The sequence below is a fragment of the uncultured Mailhella sp. genome (assembly GCF_963931295.1).
Lineage (GTDB): Bacteria > Desulfobacterota > Desulfovibrionia > Desulfovibrionales > Desulfovibrionaceae > Mailhella.
Genome location: NZ_OZ007001.1, coordinates 1,392,475 through 1,409,222, shown reverse-complemented (window position 1 = coordinate 1,409,222; position 16,748 = coordinate 1,392,475). Strand labels below are relative to the sequence as shown.

Below are 16,748 nucleotides of genomic sequence, written 5' to 3'. Positions count from 1 at the left end.
CGGCTGACTTGTGTGCGTGACAGGTTCTCATGGGACGCCTCGTTGAGGAGAGGTTGTGGAAATGCCGTTTTATGGGAGCATAGTCCGTTTTTTAAAAAAATAAAATCAAAAAAATTCCCCTGCGTCTTTTTGCGAGAGAGGGGGTTCAGGCTCTGGTTACGGAGCGCTCTATGCTTGCAAAGGCGTTGTGGCCGTGAATGGATTCCTCGCTTTCGACTTCCACGCAAAACCAGGTGACGTGGGCGTGCTGTTCGAGCTTGGTGGCCACGTTGCGCACCACGTCTTCCACGAAGAGGGCGTTGTCGTAGGCCTGCTCGGTCACGAATTTTTCATCGGGTCTTTTCAGCAGCGTGTAGATGGGCGCGGAACCGGATTCCTCGGCGATGTCGATGAAGCCTTCCAGCCACTCGAAGCGGCTCATGCGAATGCCCATGCGCACCAGGGCGCGCTGTCCGTGGGCTCCGGCGCGGCTGATGGCCTTGGAGCAGGGGCACACGGTGGTCACGGGCACTTCGAGCTCCAGCAGAAAGCGGGGGCCTTCCTGTCCCTGTTCCAGTTCGCCGGTAAGGCGGCACCGATAGCGCACGGGCGCGGCCTGCCCGGAAACGGGCGCGCGGCGGGTGCGGAAATAGGGAAAGCTGAACCTTGCGTAGGCTCTGTGGGCGTTCAGGCGGGTGAGCACGTCGGAAAGCAGGCGCTTCATGGACGTGTAGTCCAGCTCTTCGGCGCTGGCCTCGCGCCAGTTTTCCAGAGCCTCTACAAAGCGGCTCATGTGCGTGCCCTTGTAGGCGGCCGGAAGATCGACTCCCATGTCGACGCTCGCCACGGTGTGCTGACGGCCCTTGTCTCTGTCCTTCACCACCAGGGGCAGCTCCACGTGTTTGACGCCGACGCGGTCGATGTCGAGCGCCACGGTGGAGGGGCTGTTCTGTACGTCCTTGAGAGGCGCGCCGGATTCCGAAATTGTGCTCATGCGTGATCCTTATTTATGGGCATGGTCGTGGAAGACATGGTGTTCGGGCGCGGCTTCGATGGCGGTGAGGGCGCAGGAGCTCTGCAGCACGCCGCGCGAGGAGCGGAGCCTGTCGGCCAGTTCGTTCACGGCTGCGGCGGGCCCGCGCAGGGCCATGGTTTCCAGACAGTGATGTTCGTCGAGATGCACGTGCATGGTAGCGAGCACCATGCCGTGCGCTTCGTGCTGCAGGGAGGTGAGACGGCCGGGCAGGTCGTTGTCGTGATGATCGTACACCAGCGTGAGCACGCCGGCCACGGGCGCGTCGGGATCGGAAACGATTTCCTCCGACAGCTCGCGGCGTATGCAGTGACGCAGCGCCTCGGAACGGTTGGCAAAACCCTTGCGCTCGCTGTGACGGTCAAAGGCCGTGAGCAGGTCGCGCTCCAGCGAAACTCCAAAACGTACCACTTCGCTCATGTTTTCTCCCGGTTGAATGCTTTTTGGAGCGTACACCAGCGCGGCCTGAGCCTCAAGCGTTTATGAACGGCGCGTCGGCGCGAGTTCTTTGCCCGCGCGGGCTTTGTTTCGGGCGGGGCCTCGCGGAACCGGGTCAGGCTCTGCTTCTGGCCTGGGCTATTTCCCTGTCCATGAACTGGATGAGCAGCAGGGAGAGCACCGTGAGTCCCATGCCGCAGTAGAAGGGCAGCTGATAGCCGAAGGTCACCCACAGCCAGCCGCCGAGAGGCGGAATGAGCACGGCGGCGATGTGGTTGATGGTCTGGGCAAGGCCCATGCTGGGGGCCACGTCGGAGGGATCGGCGATTTTCTGGAAGAAGGTGCGCACGGCTATGGCGAAGTTGAAGGTCAGACTGTCGAGCACGTACATGATGCCGGCAAGCCAGGCGCTGTCGGTCCAGGCGTAGCCGAGAAAGATGAAGAAGGCGGAGGTGTATTCGATGGTGAGGAGGCGGCGTTCGCCGATGCGGTTGATGATGCGGCCGATGAGGGGATTGAAGAACCAGTTCACCGCGTAGTTCACCATGTAGAGGATGGCCACCGTGCGCACGGAGAATCCGAATTTTTCCACGAGCAGAAAGAGGGAGAAGACGGTGAAGATCTGCCTGCGGCCGCCCATGAGCAGGGTAAGGGCGTAGAAGAGCCAGTAGCGCGAGCAGAAGACCATGCCTTTTTTCTGGGGGGCGACTCTGGGGCTGGACGGATCGAAGAAGAGGCATGCCGCTCCGAGGGCCACGACGACCGCGCCCATGAGCGCGAACATGGCTTCGTAGGAAAGATGCCCGGAGCCGAAGAAGACGAGCAGCGAGACGGCGAGACTGCCGCCTGCGGCGAGACCGCGCATGCGGCCCATGATCAGGGGAGTGCTGGCGAGGTCGTAGTACTGGATCATGAGCGACTGATTGATGGTCTCGAAGAAGTGATAGCCCGCCGACATGACGAACACCGCGCCCGCGATGCCCCAGAAGGAGGAGAACATGCCGATGACGGCCGTGCCCACGCCGCAGACGACGACGGAGAGCACGCAGAGCCTGTGCTCTCGCATGACGAGCATGAGCGGCACCACGAGAAAGCAGAGAAATCCCGGCACTTCGCGCAGGGCCACGACGAAGCCGTTGTCCGCGGCGGAAAAGCCGCCGACTTCCACGGCGTAGTTGGTGTAGAGGAGGGATGAGCCCTGAAGGCCTATCGTGCTGCCCAGAGTGAGCAGAAAGAGGAAGAAATACATGCGCGTATTGCCTGACACGCTGGAAACGATGGCTTTCATGGGACTCCTTGGATGTTGGCGCAGCAGCGCAGGCCGCAAAGAGGCGGCGGATGTTTTGGAGCGCGCCTTTGCGGCGGGAGGGGGCAGAGGTGCGGGCCCGGCGCAGGCGGCGTGAAACAGCAAAAAATGATGTGTCTTTTTTTATTTTGAGGGGCGAGAGCGCAAAAGAGAAAGCCGCGGACGGGCCGCGGCTTTCTCTTTTGCGCTCGGGGGCGGAAGATCCGCCCCCGTTCAACGTTTAGGCAAGGGCCTGCAGGAGAAGCAGGGCAACGATGTTGATGATCTTGATCATGGGGTTGACGGCGGGGCCGGCGGTGTCCTTGTAGGGGTCGCCGACGGTGTCGCCGGTCACGGCGGCCTTGTGGGCTTCGGAGCCCTTGCCGCCGAAGTTGCCTTCTTCGATGTACTTCTTGGCGTTGTCCCACGCGCCGCCGCCGGAGGTCATGGAGATGGCCACGAACAGACCGGTGACGATGGTGCCCATGAGCATGGCGCCGAGGGAGGCGAAGGCGGCAGCCTGTCCGCCGCAGGCCTTGATGACGTAGTACACGACCACGGGGGCGAGCACGGGCAGCAGGGAAGGCACGATCATTTCCTTGATGGCGGAGCGGGTGAGCATGTCCACGCAGGCGCTGTAATCGGGCTTGCCGGTGCCTTCCATGATGCCGGGAATGTTGTGGAACTGACGGCGCACTTCAACCACGACGGCGGCACCGGCGCGGCCCACGGCCTTCATGCCCATGGAGCCGAACAGGTAGGGGAGCAGGCCGCCGATGAACAGACCGACCAGCACGTAGGGATCCTGAAGGGCGAAGGTCACGTCGAGGTTGGGGAAGTAGCGGCTCAGGTCTTCGGTGTAGGAAGCGAAGAGCACGAGGGCGGCCAGAGCGGCGGAGCCGATGGCGTAGCCCTTGGTGACGGCCTTGGTGGTGTTGCCCACGGCGTCGAGGGCGTCGGTGGTTTCGCGGATGTCTTCAGGCAGACCGGACATTTCGGCGATGCCGCCGGCGTTGTCGGTCACGGGGCCGTAGGCGTCGAGGGCGACGATCATGCCGGCGAGGGCGAGCATGGTGGTGGCGGCAAGGGAGATGCCGAACAGACCGGCCTGGGTGTAGGCGAAGAGGATGCCCGCGCAGATGATGACGACGGGCGCGGCGCAGGCTTCCATGGATACGGCGAGGCCCTGGATCACGTTGGTGCCGTGACCGGTGGTGGACGCCTTGGAAATGCTGCGCACGGGGCGATAGGAGGTGGAGGTGTAGTACTCGGTGACGAGCACGATGAGGCCGGTGACGACGAGGCCGGTGAGGCTGCACAGCAGCAGGCTGAAGCCGTTGAAGCTGATGCCCTGAATGGTCATGTCGCCTTCGTGCCAGAACACGAACATGGTGACGAGGGCGATGAGCACGGCGGAGATGACGGCCGTGGCGATGAGGCCCTTGTACAGAGCGCGCATGATCTTGCGGTCGTCGCCGAGCTTGACGAAGAAGGTGCCGAGCACGGAAGCGATGATGCACACGCCGCTGATGAGCAGGGGGAACATCATCATCTTGGTCTGGAGCGCGCCGTCGAAGAAGATGGAGGCGAGCAGCATGGTGGCCACCACGGTGACGGCGTAGGTTTCAAAGAGGTCGGCGGCCATGCCGGCGCAGTCGCCGACGTTGTCGCCCACGTTGTCGGCGATGACGGCGGGGTTGCGGGGGTCGTCTTCAGGAATGCCGGCTTCCACCTTGCCCACGAGGTCGGCGCCGACGTCGGCGCCCTTGGTGAAGATGCCGCCGCCGAGACGGGCGAAGATGGAAATGAGGGAAGCGCCGAAGGACAGGGCCACGAGGGCCTGCATGATGTTTTCGGTGGGAACGCCGAAGATGGCGAGCAGAGCGTAGTACACGGACACGCCGAGCAGGCCGAGGCCGACCACGAGCATGCCGGTGATGGCGCCGGACTGGAAGGAAATGTTCAGCGCGGGAACCATGCCCTGTTCCGCAGCGGCGGCGGTGCGCACGTTGGCGCGTACGGACACGTTCATGCCGATGAAGCCGGCGAGGCCGGAAAGCACGGCTCCGAGAACGAAGCCGAGAGCGGTGAGGAAGGACATGGTCAGAAGCAGCAGCACGGCGACAACCACGCCCACGATGGCGATGGTGCGGTACTGACGCTTGAGGTACGCCTGAGCGCCTTCCTGAATGGCGCCGGCAATACGCTGCATATCCTCATTGCCGGTGGAGGCGGCGAGGATGTTTTTGGCCGTCTTGAAGGCGTAGTACAGCGCAAAGGCCGCACACGCGAAGACGATTACCAGAGAAATGAAAGTCATACATACCCCCGACAGGTAGGCTGAAAGTGGAAAAACCGAAACATGGACGGGCAGGCGTTCCTGTCCGTTGCTCCCCTTATTAAAGGAACGTCAACGATATAAAAATTCCCTGCCGATGACAAGCCTTGCCCCCTGCGATCTCTGGTGCCCGCACGGCTGAAAACGCGCGCGGCGCGGCGCAAATCGCCTTGCTTTTCTGACGAAAACGCGCCACTTGCGGCGGCCTGCGCATCAGGCTAGGATGCGGAAGACCTTTTTTCAGGAGCACGCCATGTCATTGAAGCAGCGCCTCGGCTTTACCAAAGAACCCCTTTACGTGATGGACGGAAATGCCTTCCTCTTCCGGGGATTTTTTGCCAATTCCAGCATGTCCCGTTCCGACGGCTTTCCCACGGGCGCGCTGCACATCGTGGGGCGCGTGCTGCTCAAGCTGCTGCGCGAGGAGAGGCCGAAGCATTTCGTCTTCATCATGGACGGTCACGGCAAGCATTTCAGGCACGACATCTTTCCGGCCTACAAGGCCAACCGTCCTTCGGCGCCAGAAGGGCTCGTCATGCAGATAGAGCCCCTGCAGAATCTGGTGCGGGCTCTCGGCATGAAGGTGCTGGTGTCCGACGGCTGCGAGGCCGACGACTGCATCGCGAGTCTGGCCGCGAAGTACGGTTCGCAGCGGCCCGTGGTCATCATCGGCATGGACAAGGATCTGCGTCAGTGCCTGTCGCCGGAGGTGGTCATGTGGGATCCCGCCTCCCGCGAGGAAAAGCTGCTCACCCTCGATTCCTTCCGCGCGGAAACCGGTCTTGAGCCCTCCCAGTGGCCGGACGTGCAGGCGCTTATCGGCGACACTTCCGACAACGTGCCCGGCGTGAAGGGCATAGGCGAAAAGACGGCGGAAAAGTTGTTCCGCGACTTCCGCAGCCTTGAGGACGTGCGCGACCGCATGGCCGAGGTGCCGCCCTCCATCCGCAAGAAGCTTGAAGGCAACGAAGAGGCCATGTTCCTGTACCGGGAGCTCACCCGCCTGCACACCGACTGCTGCGCGCAGCCTCTGGAAGAGCTCGCCGTGGAGCCGCTGGATCGTCAGCACGCGCGCACCTTCCTGCGGGAATTTGAAATGAATTCGCTTCTGCGCGAGCTCGACAGCCTCATGCGTCAGGGCGTGGTGGCCTTTCAGGGCGAGGCCGAGGATGTTTCCGGCGCAGTTGCGCCGGGAGCGCGCACGGCGCGGCAGCTTTCTCTGTTCGACGAACCCGCGCCCGTTCCGGCCATGGACGACGTGCAGGACGCCTCGCGTCTGCCCGTGTGCGCCGGGCTCATGGTTGCCGTCACGCCTGCGCCCGTGGTGAACCGTTCGCAGAGTCACGGGCTGTGCGTGGCCGTGCGCAAGGGCTCCGACGTAGAGGAGAGCCTTTATTCCGGCGACGCCCGGGCGCTCGTGGCCTGGGCTTCCGCCGCCTCCCTTGTCGTGACGCCGGACATGAAGCGTCTTCTGCACGCGCATCCGGCCTGGGGCACCATTTCGCCGTCGCGCTGCTTCGATCTCGGTCTTGCCGCCTATCTTCTTGCGCCCGAAGACAGAGACTACGGCTGGCCCAGCCTTTCCGCCCGTCATGCGGAAAAGAGCGGTCTGCCCATGGAACGCCCGGCCTCCATCGCCCTTTCCCTGTACGACGACATGGTGAAGCGCCTCGAACACGACGGGCTGCTGCGCCTGCTGCACGACATGGAAATGCCGCTCATTCCGGTGCTGGTGTCCATGGAGAACGCGGGCATCACCATCGACAAGGCCGCGCTCAGGGATTTTCTCGACGAAGTGCAGACCGAGCTCGACGCGCTGACCGAACGCATCTATCAGGAGGCGGGGCAGCAGTTCAACATCCGCTCCGCGCAGCAGATAGGCGAGATTCTTTTCAAGAAGCTGGGCCTTGCGGCGGCCAAGTCCACCAAGGGCGGGCAGGCTTCCACGTCTCAGGCGGTGCTCGAAAAGCTTTCCGGGCAGCATCCCGTGGTGGACGCCCTGCTCGAATTCCGCAAGCTGGAAAAAATGCGTTCCACCTATCTGGAACCGCTGCCGCGCCTTGCCGGACCGGACAGCCGCATCCACACCACGTTCAATCAGACGGCCACGGCCACGGGACGCCTTTCCTCCAGCAATCCCAATCTGCAGAACATTCCCGTGCGCGGCGATCTCGGCAGGCGCATGCGTACCTGCTTCACGGCCGGGCCGGGCATGAAGCTCATTTCCGCGGACTACTCTCAGGTGGAACTCAGGGTGCTCGCCCACTATTCGCAGGATCCCACCCTGCTTTCCGCCTTCCGCAACGGCGAGGACATCCACACCCGCACGGCCGCGCTGCTCTTCGACGTCGATCCCGCGCAGATAGGCCCGGATCAGCGCCGCAGGGCCAAGACCATCAACTTCGGCCTCATCTACGGCATGGGCGCGCGCAAGCTCGGGCAGGACCTCGGCATTCCGCTTTCGGAGGCGCGCATGTTCATCGAGCGCTACTTCGCCCGCTTTGCGCACATCAAGGAATTCTTCGATTCCGTGGAGCAGGAGGCCCGCAAAAACGGCTACGTCACCACGCTTTCCGGGCGTCGCCGTCCTCTGCCGGACATGCTTTCCCAGAGCGGTCAGGCTCGCGCCCTTGCGGAGAGGCAGGCCGTGAACACCCTCATTCAGGGCTCGGCCGCCGACCTCATCAAGCTGGCCATGCTCTCCGTGTACAACGACGGGGAACTGCGCCGCATGAAGGCGAGAATGCTCCTTCAGATTCACGACGAACTCATTGTGGAAGCGCCGGAGGAAAACGCCGAAGCCGCGGCTTCGCGCCTGGCCTCGCTCATGACCGACACCTCGGCCTGGGGGCTGGATCTGCATGTGCCGCTGGTGGCGGATGCGGGCGTCGGCCGCAACTGGGGCGAGGCGCACTAGCCCGGCCGCCTTTCCGGCAGGGCAAGGGCGCAGGGGGCGGCTAAAGGCCGCCGGACATGTTTTTTTGACCGCGGCTCGTATCGGCCGCGGCGGATGGTATGGGCTTCGGCCCGGCAACTTGTGAGAATCTCATGGCACTTCTTTCCATTCAGGACGCCAGCCTTACGCTGGGCAACAGACAGCTTCTGGATCATACCGAAATATTCGTGGAGCAGGGCGACAGGCTCTGCATCGTGGGCCGCAACGGCGTGGGCAAGTCGTCGCTTTTGTCGGTGCTGGCCGGACGCCTTCCTCTGGACGCCGGAGAGCGTCACGAGGAACCGGGGCTGCGCATAGGCTACGTGCAGCAGGCCGTGCCCGATCACTGGAAGGGCTCGGTGTTCAGCGTGACGGCCGACGCTCTCGGCAAGGAAGGGCATCTGCTGGCCGCGGCGCACCTCATCGCGTCGGACAGGCGCGATCTTCTGCCGCCCGATCTGGCCAGAGAGGCGGATCTCGTCATGGAACACGGCGAGGTGTGGGAGCGGCACGGCGAAGTGCTCGGCGTCATCAACAGTCTCGCGCTGGATCCGGAGGCGGACTTCTCCACGCTTTCGGGCGGAACGCGCCGCCGCGTGGCGCTGGCCCGGGCGCTCATCGCCTCGGACGTGCTGCTTCTCGACGAGCCCACCAACCATCTGGACATCAGCACCATCAGCTGGCTGGAAGAGTATCTGGCCCGGCAGTCGCGCACGCTGGTGTTCATCAGCCACGACCGCGCCTTCGTACGGCGGCTTGCCACGCGCATGGCGGAGCTCGACCGAGCCAAGATCTACAGCTACGACTGCGGCTTCGATACGTACCTTGAGCGCCGCGAGGAGCGTCTGCACGCGGAAGACATGCAGAACGCCGCGTTCGACAAGAAACTCGCGCAGGAGGAAGTGTGGATACGCCAGGGCATCAAGGCGCGGCGCACCCGCAACATGGGGCGCGTGCGCGAGCTCATGAAGATGCGCGAGGAGCGCGCCGCCCGCCGGGAAAGAATGGGCACGGCCACGCTCAACGTGCAGGAGGCGGAAAAGTCGGGAAAGCTGGTGGCCGAGATGAAGAACGTGTCCTTTGTCTGGCCGGACGGCTACAAGGTGTTTGAAGATGCGAACGTCATCATTCAGCGCGGCGAAAAGATAGGCCTCATCGGCGACAACGGCGCGGGCAAGACCACGTTTCTGCGCGTGCTGCTCGGGGAGCTTGCGCCCACCTCCGGCACGGTGCGCCTCGGCACGGGACTGCAGATCGCCTATTTCGATCAGCTCCGCGACTCGCTGGACGACGAGAAGAGCGTGATGGACAACGTGGCCGAAGGCAACGACAGAGTGACCATCAACGGCGAACCGCGTCACGTGGCGAGCTATCTTCAGGATTTTCTCTTTGATTCCAGCAGACTGCGCACACCGGTGGGGCTTCTTTCCGGCGGCGAACGCAACCGTCTGCTGCTTGCCAAGCTGTTCACGCGGCCTTCCAACCTGCTGGTGCTCGACGAACCCACCAACGATCTCGACGCCGAAACGCTGGAACTGCTGGAAGAAATGCTGGCCTCCTACAAGGGAACGGTCATCGTGGTCAGCCACGACCGCGCCTTCCTCGACGAACTCGTTACCGGCACCATCGCGCTGGAAGGCGACGGCAAGGTTCGCGAGTATGTTGGCGGCTACACCGACTGGCTGCGTCAGCGCCAGAAGCCGGAGGAGAAGAAGGTTTCCTCGTCCAGGGAAACATGGAAGGAAAACGCGCCGAAGAAGCGGCGTCTTTCCTACAAGGAACAGCGAGAGCAGGAATCGCTGCTCAAGGAACAGGCCGACATGCCCGCGAGGCTCGACGCGCTGGAAAAGGAACAGAAGGCGCTGGAAGAGGCGCTGGCCGATCCCGATCTGTTCAGCCGCGATCCCGATGCCTTCAACGCCAAGATTGCCCGTCTGCCGCAGGTGGAGGAAGAACAGCTCGCGCTGCTTGAGCGCGGCGACGAAATAGAGGCAAGGCTCAGGGAACTGGAAATCTGACCCGGAATTTCGCCGGAACATGCGCCCGCGTTGTCGTTCGACGCGGGCTTTTTTTCAGCGTTTTCACCGCGGAGCCTTGCGGATGAAGAGTGGCGGAGAAGAACGTCTTGCCGTATCATGGGAACAGGGCGATCCGTTCCGGACGCGTCGGAAGAGACCGGCAGAGCGGGGCGCGTGCTGGGAGCGCGCCCGACCGGATGTCGGCAGACGCGTCGCGCCGCGGGGCTGCGGCGCGACGCAGGAGGCCCGGAACGTCCGCCTTCGGCATAAAAAATCATGCCGCCCGGCGACGGCGGCATTCCCCGCTGATCAGGGAGGTCGTTATGTGGAAAAAGGTTGTTCAACTGTTGGGAGTCGTTATGATGATTGCTTCAGGCAACGCGTCCGCGCAGACCGGGGACATTCCGTTTCATGAACTTTCCGTGGGCAATGTGAACGTCAGAGTCGTGTCTCTGGTGCAGAAGGACTTGAACGCGTCCATTCTGCTGCCGGGCACGGCGCAGCAGAAGAAGGCCGTGGCCGACGCCTACCCTGACGGCGCGATTCACAACGTGCTCAATGTGCTGCTTCTGCGCGCGCCCGGCGTGGCGGCGCTGGTGGACACGGGCTTCGACTGGACGGACGCCCAGATGGACGAGGCGCTGCGCGGGGCCGGACTTGAGAGAAACGACGTGACGCACGTCATCGTCACGCATGCGCACGGCGACCACGTGGGCGGCCTCGTGAAGGACGGCAGGGCCGCGTTCCCGTCGGCCGTGGTGCTGTTCCCCGAGCGGGAGCTTTCGTACTGGACCAGCGAGGCGAACCGTCAGGCGGCGAAGGGCGGCGCGGTGAAGATTTTCGAGAACGTGGCGAACATTGTTGCCGCGTACAAGGGCCGCGTGGCCACGTTTGAAGCCGGAGAGAGCGTGTGCGCGCAGCTTCCCGGCGTTCTGGCCGTGGACGAGGCCGGACACACGCCCGGACACGTGGGCATCATGATTTCCGGGGAAGACCGCACCTTCCTGTTCTGGAGCGATCTTCTGCATGCCTTCGACGTGCAGGAAACGAATCCTGCGGTTTCCACGAGCTTCGACATGGACCCCGCGGCCGCGGCCCGCGTGCGTGAAGACATGCTGAACCGCGCCCGCCGGGGCGGCTGGCTGGTGGTGGGCTCCCATGTGCCCTTCACCGAACCGCGCGTGCTGAAGTAGGCGAACGTTTTTTGTTCCGCCCTGTTTTCAGGCCGACGCGGCGATGAGTCCGGCGTGAAGGCGGCGTCTGCGGATTGCAGGCTGGCAGGGCGGATGTTCCGAAAAAAAGCGGAGGAAGAACAACGATGTTCTTCCTCCGCTTTCGCGTTCAGAAAGGGAAGACTACAGCTTGGCGGCGGTGATGAGATCGGCCACGGCGTCGCGCTTTTCCCAGGTGAATTCGGGAAGTTCGCGGCCGAAGTGACCGTAGCAGGAAGTCTTGCTGTAGATGGGGCGCTTCAGGTCGAGACGCTTGCAGATGAAGTAGGGGCGCAGATCGAACACTTCGCGCACGACCTTCGTGAGCTGTTCGTCGGGCAGCTTGCCGGTGTCGAAGGTGTGAACCAGAACAGACACGGGTTCGGCCACGCCGATGCAGTAGGCAATCTGCACTTCGCAGCGGTCGGCCAGACCGGCGGCCACGATGTTCTTGGCCACGTAGCGGGCCATGTACGCGCCGGAGCGGTCCACCTTGGAGGGGTCCTTGCCGGAGAACGCGCCGCCGCCGTGGTTGCCCATGCCGCCGTAGGTGTCCTGAATGATCTTGCGGCCGGTGAGGCCGCAGTCGCCCATGGGGCCGCCGATGACGAAGCGTCCCGTGGTGTTGATGAAGATTTCGCAGTCCTTTTCATCGAAGTAGCCGGTGGGCTCGAGAATGGGACGAATGACTTCCTTCTTCACGGCTTCCACGATGTCGTCGTGGCTCACCTTGGGGGAGTGCTGCGTGGACACCACCACGTTGTTGATGCGCACGGGCTTGCCGTCCACGTATTCAAAGGAGACCTGCGTCTTGCCGTCGGGGCGGAAGAAATCGACGATGCCGTTCTTGCGCACGCGCGAGAGCTGGAGCGAGAGCTGATGCGCCCAGTAGATGGGAGCAGGCATGAGCGTGTCGGTTTCGTTGGAGGCAAAGCCGAACATCATGCCCTGGTCGCCCGCGCCCTGATCTTCGGGCTTGGCGCGGTTCACGCCCTGCGCGATGTCGGGCGACTGCTTGTCGATGGAGGAAATCACGGCGCAGGTCTGGGCGTCGAAGCCCATGTCGGTGCCGAGATAGCCGATGTTGCGTATGGTGCGCCGCACGATGGCCGGAAGGTCGGCGTAGCCCTTGGTGGTGATTTCGCCGGCCACAATGGCCATGCCCGTGGTCACCAGCGTTTCGCAGGCAACATGGGAATCGGGATCCTGCTCAAGCAGGGCGTCAAGCACGGCGTCGGAAATCTGATCGGCCACCTTGTCGGGATGACCTTCAGTGACGGATTCGGAAGTAAAGAGGTATTTGCCTTTAGGGGGGATCATGGAGTCTCCTTGAAGTTCACGGGGCGCTCGGAGGGATGCGGCATGAACCGGACACCGTGAGCGAGAGGCATCCGGGAAAGAACATATCTTTATATCAAGCTATGGTAATATGCCTTTCACTCCGACACTATACACAGGGAAATGCGGGCTGTCCAGCTTCTTGACGGGATATCATCGTCACGTTATCCCCTAAGAAAGGGAAAACAGAAGGATGGCTCCTGGTGCGGGCCGACGGGTCCTCCTGCTTCACGTGCCTGTCCGGGAGTACGCCATGCAGCCTTTCTATCAGGGAAAAATTGATAATTTCTGCGCCATGTACGCAGTGCTCAACGCGCTGCAGGTGCTGTTCAGCATAGGTCCGCATCAGGCCCGGAGAATTTTCAATCGCGCGCTGTACGCGCAGGCCGCCGATCCGGACATGTTCGGAAAAATTCTCGAACACCGCACCGACTATGTTTCCCTGGTGGACTTCATGCTCGAAGACGTGCGCCGGCACGAGTTTCCCGGCCTTTGCGTGAGCGCGCCCTTTGCGCCGGACGCGTCCTGCGATCAGGTGTGGGAGGCGCTGCGTTCCTGCGCGAGACCTCCCATGCCGCTGGTGTCGATATTTCGCTTTCTGCGCATTGCCCCGCCTTCGGAACGGCCCTACGTGGATCACTGGACGGTGGGACACTATATGGATATGGAGGGGCTGCATTTTCTCGACTGCAGTCTGGAGGCGGGCGCGCTCTTCTGCCTGCCCTATGCAAAATTGACGGATCCTTGGCGACCGCTCAGCCGGGAATATGTGGTCATTCCGCCGGAGAGCGTGAGGATTCTGTCCGTTTCCCGAGCCGTGGGGCTTCCGGTATGAGTATGGCACTTACATCTCGGCAGAAAATGGGGGCGGCCGCCCTCATCATGGCGTTCAGCGTGCTCGTTTCGCGCTTCATGGGGCTTTTCCGCGACAAGATCATATCCTGGCAGTTCGGAGCCGGCGGCGAAACGGACATCTATTTCGCGGCCTTCGTCGTGCCCGATTTTCTGAATTATCTTCTGGCGGGCGGCTACATTTCCATCACGCTCATTCCGCTGCTTTCCCGGCGCTTCGAGGAAGACGAGGCCGACGGCTGGCGCTTCTTCGGAGTGGTGTTCTCCTGGGCCACGCTGTCCATCGGACTGCTTTCCGTGGTCGCGTGGGCGGCGGCCTCCCGTCTTGCGCCGCTGGTGGCTCCGGGCTTTACGCCGGAGCAGTGCGCGCGTCTTGCGGATTTTCTGCGCATCGTGCTGCCGGCGCAGGTGTTCTTCCTGCCGGGCGCGTGTCTTTCGGCCGTGCTCTACATCCGGCATCAGTTCACGGTGCCCGCGCTCATGCCCCTCATCTACAACGGATGCATTCTGCTCTTCGGCGTGGGACTGCCGTGGCTCGGACTGGCGCAGGGCATGGAAGGCTTCTGCTGGGGCGTGCTTGCAGGCGCCGCCCTCGGCGCGTTCGCGCTGCCGTTTGCGGCCGTGTGGGCCGGAGGGCTTCACCTTTCCTTCGGCCTTCTGCATCCGCTCATGAAGAAATTTCTGCTCATGGCCCTTCCGCTCATGATCGGTCAGTCCGTGGTGGTGCTCGACGAGCAGTTCGTGCGCATTTTCGGCAGCATGGCCGGCGACGGAGCCGTGAGCCTGCTCAACTATGCGCGGCGCATCATGATGGTGCCCGTGGGCGTGGTGGCGCAGGCCGCGGGCGTGGCGTCGTTCCCGTTCCTCGCGTCTCTGGCCGCCCGGGGCGACATGGACGAATTTCGCGCCACCTTGCGCCGCACCATGACGAACAGCATGATCGTGGCCGTGCCCGTCACGGCCTGGATGATCACCGCTTCCGGCCCGGTGCTCGGATTCATCTTCGAGGGCGGCAGCTTTTCCGTCGCCGAAACGCGGGGAGCCGCGCCGCTTCTGCAGATCATGATGCTCGCCGTGCCGTTCTGGCTTCTGCAGCAGGTGACGGGCCGCGCCTTCTACGCGCGGGAAGACACCGTGACGCCCGCCGTGGTGGGCACGGTGGTCACGCTGCTTGCCGTGCCGGGCTACATGCTGCTCATTCCGCTTCTCGGCGCAAGAGGCGTGGCGTTGGTGACCACGGCTTCCATTGCGCTGTACGCGCTTGTGCTCATGATGGTGGCCTGCCGCCGCTGGGCGTCCGGAGCCTTTGTCGGCATCTGGGGTACGGCGTGGCGCAGCGCGCTCATTTCCATGCCGGGCTGCGGCATCATGCTCGCCGTCATGCACGACGGATTCAGGCTCATGAAGGGCTGGAACGCCCTGCTTCAGCAGTTCATCGTGCTCGCCGTGGGCGGCGTGCTGTTCGTCGCCTCGTGGCTCGTCATCGCCTGGTTCTTCCATCGCGACTACTTCCGCCTTGTCACCTCTCCCTTCCTGCGGCGCGTGAAGCGCGTCCGGCAGTCCTGACGGAGGTCCTTCATGAACGTCATCCGCGCAAGTCACGCCGGATTCTGCATGGGCGTGGCGCTTGCCCTGCACAAGCTCGACACCATCGTCGCCTCGCGCCCCGGTCAGCGCGTGGCCACGCTCGGCGAAATCATCCACAACCCGCAGGTGCTCGAAGACTACGCCCGCAAGGGCGTGCGCTGTCTGCACGCCGTGGAGGAGGCCGAAAGCGACATGTCGGTGCTCATCCGGGCGCACGGCATACCCAGAGACGTGGAGGCGAGACTGCGCGAACGCTGCGCACGCGTGGAGGATGCCACCTGCCCCCGCGTGAAGAACGCCCAGCTCGCCATTGCCGAGGCCACGGCCGACGGCCGCGAGCTTCTGCTCTACGGCGAGGCGTCGCACCCCGAAGTGCGTGGCCTCATTTCCTACGCCGCGGGCGCAAGTCGCATTTTTTCCTCGCTGGCCGAGCTGGAGGCGCTGCTTTCCGGCGCGGAGCTGGACGGTCGTCCGCTGGTGCTCGCCGCCCAGACCACGCAGGACCGCCTCATCTTCGATGAAATGCACCGTCGCCTGTCCGCGCGGTTCGGCTCATCGCTCGCCGTGCTCGACACCATCTGCGACGCCACGCGCGAGCGGCAGGAGGAGGCCGGAGAAATAGCGGCGCGCGTGCAGGCCATGGTGGTGGCCGGGGGCAAGTCGAGCGGCAACACGAAACGTCTGGCCGAACTTGCCCGCATGCGCGGCGTGCCCACGGTGCTCGTGGAAACCGCCGACGAGCTCAAGGCCGCCGATTTTTCCGGCGTGCGCACCGTGGGACTCACGGCAGGCGCGTCCACGCCGCGCTACATCATCGACGAAGTGGAAAAAAGGCTGCGGCTTCTGTGAGGCAAGAAGCGGCAAGCTTCCTGCAACATATTGTAACAGGAAAAAGGGTGCGATTAAGTCCGCTCCCGGCTATAGTCTTTCCAGAATGTTCTGGAGGACCTTACCATGCCCGATACCGATACTTCTCAGATGCCTGCCCTGTCCCTTCTTGTCGTTGACGACGATCAGGATATCCGCGACCTCATGGCCGAATATCTGCGCCAGCACGGCTTTCTTGTACGGGTGGCCGACGGCGGCAAGGCCATGTTCGAGAGCATTGAACAGGAAGTGCCCGACCTCATCGTGCTCGACATCATGATGCCCGGCGAAGACGGTCTCTCCCTGTGCCGCCGCCTGCGCGCCATGGACAGCGCCTCGTCCGTGCCGGTCATCTTTCTCACGGCCCTCGGCGACACCGCCGACCGCGTGGTGGGCCTGGAACTCGGCGCGGACGACTATGTGGTCAAGCCTTTCCAGCCGCGCGAGCTTCTGGCCAGAATCCGCGCCGTGCTCCGCCGTTCCGGCCGCGCGCCCGGCGCTCCCGCCGACGCAGGACGCCCTGAAAAGGCCTATCACTTCAGCGGCTGGACCCTGGATATTTCGGCCCGTCACCTGATTGCTCCCGGCGGCATGGTGGTGAATCTGAGCGGCGCGGAATACCGCCTGCTCACCATTTTTCTTGAGCATCCGCAGAAGGTGCTCAGCCGCGACTTCATTCAGGACGAGCTTCAGGGCCAGGAAACCGACCGCAGTCCCTTCGACCGCAGCCTCGACGTGCAGGTATGCCGCCTCCGCGCCCGCCTGCGCGACACCGGCGACGGCGACAAGGGCCGCGAAAACAAGCTCATCAAGACGGTGCGCGGTGACGGCTACGTGTTCACCAGCGCCATCACCGTGGAGTAGTTC

Annotated in this window: 12 protein-coding genes; 7 read left to right on the top strand and 5 right to left on the bottom strand. The window is 63.3% G+C overall.

The window, feature by feature from the left end; genetic code table 11:
- Positions 1-145: 145 nt before the first annotated feature.
- The 4 genes from folE2 to ABGT79_RS05760 form a co-directional block, all read right to left on the bottom strand.
- Complete coding sequence (folE2, locus tag ABGT79_RS05775; RefSeq protein WP_346665392.1) at positions 146-973, bottom strand: GTP cyclohydrolase FolE2; 828 nt, start codon at positions 971-973, stop codon at positions 146-148.
- A 9-nt stretch (positions 974-982) separates the two neighbouring features.
- On the bottom strand, positions 983-1,432 hold the full coding sequence (gene nikR, locus ABGT79_RS05770; protein WP_346665391.1) for a nickel-responsive transcriptional regulator NikR: 450 nt from the start codon (positions 1,430-1,432) through the stop codon (positions 983-985).
- A gap of 133 nt (positions 1,433-1,565) precedes the next feature.
- Positions 1,566-2,738 (bottom strand): MFS transporter, encoded by a 1,173-nt coding sequence (locus tag ABGT79_RS05765; protein WP_346665390.1) that lies wholly within the window; start codon positions 2,736-2,738, stop codon positions 1,566-1,568.
- A gap of 238 nt (positions 2,739-2,976) precedes the next feature.
- Positions 2,977-5,055: a sodium-translocating pyrophosphatase gene (locus ABGT79_RS05760; RefSeq protein WP_294484028.1), complete on the bottom strand. Its 2,079-nt coding sequence runs from the start codon at positions 5,053-5,055 to the stop codon at positions 2,977-2,979.
- Between the two features lie 271 nt (positions 5,056-5,326).
- Between ABGT79_RS05760 and polA the strand changes: the two genes are divergently transcribed.
- The 3 genes from polA to ABGT79_RS05745 all read left to right on the top strand — a co-directional run bounded on the left by polA (position 5,327) and on the right by ABGT79_RS05745 (position 11,219).
- Entirely contained in the window at positions 5,327-7,990 is a 2,664-nt protein-coding gene (polA, locus tag ABGT79_RS05755) for a DNA polymerase I (RefSeq protein WP_346665389.1), read from the top strand.
- A 131-nt stretch (positions 7,991-8,121) separates the two neighbouring features.
- Positions 8,122-10,026: an ATP-binding cassette domain-containing protein gene (locus tag ABGT79_RS05750; protein ID WP_346665388.1), complete on the top strand. Its 1,905-nt coding sequence runs from the start codon at positions 8,122-8,124 to the stop codon at positions 10,024-10,026.
- Positions 10,027-10,385: 359 nt separating this feature from the next.
- Complete coding sequence (locus ABGT79_RS05745) at positions 10,386-11,219, top strand: MBL fold metallo-hydrolase (protein WP_346665387.1); 834 nt, start codon at positions 10,386-10,388, stop codon at positions 11,217-11,219.
- Positions 11,220-11,381: 162 nt separating this feature from the next.
- Here ABGT79_RS05745 and metK read toward each other — a convergent pair whose 3' ends face one another.
- Positions 11,382-12,557: a methionine adenosyltransferase gene (metK, locus tag ABGT79_RS05740; RefSeq protein ID WP_346665386.1), complete on the bottom strand. Its 1,176-nt coding sequence runs from the start codon at positions 12,555-12,557 to the stop codon at positions 11,382-11,384.
- Positions 12,558-12,828: 271 nt separating this feature from the next.
- Here metK and ABGT79_RS05735 point away from each other — a divergent pair, with 271 nt between their 5' ends.
- The 4 genes from ABGT79_RS05735 to ABGT79_RS05720 all read left to right on the top strand — a co-directional run bounded on the left by ABGT79_RS05735 (position 12,829) and on the right by ABGT79_RS05720 (position 16,745).
- Positions 12,829-13,410, top strand: coding sequence for a hypothetical protein (locus ABGT79_RS05735; protein ID WP_346665385.1), 582 nt, complete (start codon positions 12,829-12,831; stop codon positions 13,408-13,410).
- 2 nt (positions 13,411-13,412) lie between these two features.
- The gene (gene murJ, locus ABGT79_RS05730) at positions 13,413-14,993 is read left to right on the top strand and encodes a murein biosynthesis integral membrane protein MurJ (RefSeq protein WP_346665384.1); all 1,581 of its coding nucleotides are present in this window, start codon (positions 13,413-13,415) and stop codon (positions 14,991-14,993) included.
- Positions 14,994-15,005: 12 nt separating this feature from the next.
- Positions 15,006-15,863 carry a 4-hydroxy-3-methylbut-2-enyl diphosphate reductase gene (gene ispH, locus ABGT79_RS05725; RefSeq protein WP_346665383.1) on the top strand — a complete coding sequence of 286 codons (858 nt, stop codon included), beginning with the start codon at positions 15,006-15,008 and terminating at the stop codon, positions 15,861-15,863.
- Between the two features lie 105 nt (positions 15,864-15,968).
- The gene (locus ABGT79_RS05720; protein WP_294484015.1) at positions 15,969-16,745 is read left to right on the top strand and encodes a response regulator; all 777 of its coding nucleotides are present in this window, start codon (positions 15,969-15,971) and stop codon (positions 16,743-16,745) included.
- Positions 16,746-16,748: the final 3 nt, after the last annotated feature.

Bases quoted from the DNA above. Each gene is read 5' to 3' on its own strand.
- folE2 (WP_346665392.1), bottom strand. From the start codon at position 973: ATGAGCACAATTTCGGAATCCGGCGCGCCTCTCAAGGACGTACAGAAC.
- nikR (WP_346665391.1), bottom strand. From the start codon at position 1,432: ATGAGCGAAGTGGTACGTTTTGGAGTTTCGCTGGAGCGCGACCTGCTC.
- ABGT79_RS05765 (WP_346665390.1), bottom strand. From the start codon at position 2,738: ATGAAAGCCATCGTTTCCAGCGTGTCAGGCAATACGCGCATGTATTTC.
- ABGT79_RS05760 (WP_294484028.1), bottom strand. From the start codon at position 5,055: ATGACTTTCATTTCTCTGGTAATCGTCTTCGCGTGTGCGGCCTTTGCG.
- polA (WP_346665389.1), top strand. From the start codon at position 5,327: ATGTCATTGAAGCAGCGCCTCGGCTTTACCAAAGAACCCCTTTACGTG.
- ABGT79_RS05750 (WP_346665388.1), top strand. From the start codon at position 8,122: ATGGCACTTCTTTCCATTCAGGACGCCAGCCTTACGCTGGGCAACAGA.
- ABGT79_RS05745 (WP_346665387.1), top strand. From the start codon at position 10,386: ATGATGATTGCTTCAGGCAACGCGTCCGCGCAGACCGGGGACATTCCG.
- metK (WP_346665386.1), bottom strand. From the start codon at position 12,557: ATGATCCCCCCTAAAGGCAAATACCTCTTTACTTCCGAATCCGTCACT.
- ABGT79_RS05735 (WP_346665385.1), top strand. From the start codon at position 12,829: ATGCAGCCTTTCTATCAGGGAAAAATTGATAATTTCTGCGCCATGTAC.
- murJ (WP_346665384.1), top strand. From the start codon at position 13,413: ATGGCACTTACATCTCGGCAGAAAATGGGGGCGGCCGCCCTCATCATG.
- ispH (WP_346665383.1), top strand. From the start codon at position 15,006: ATGAACGTCATCCGCGCAAGTCACGCCGGATTCTGCATGGGCGTGGCG.
- ABGT79_RS05720 (WP_294484015.1), top strand. From the start codon at position 15,969: ATGCCCGATACCGATACTTCTCAGATGCCTGCCCTGTCCCTTCTTGTC.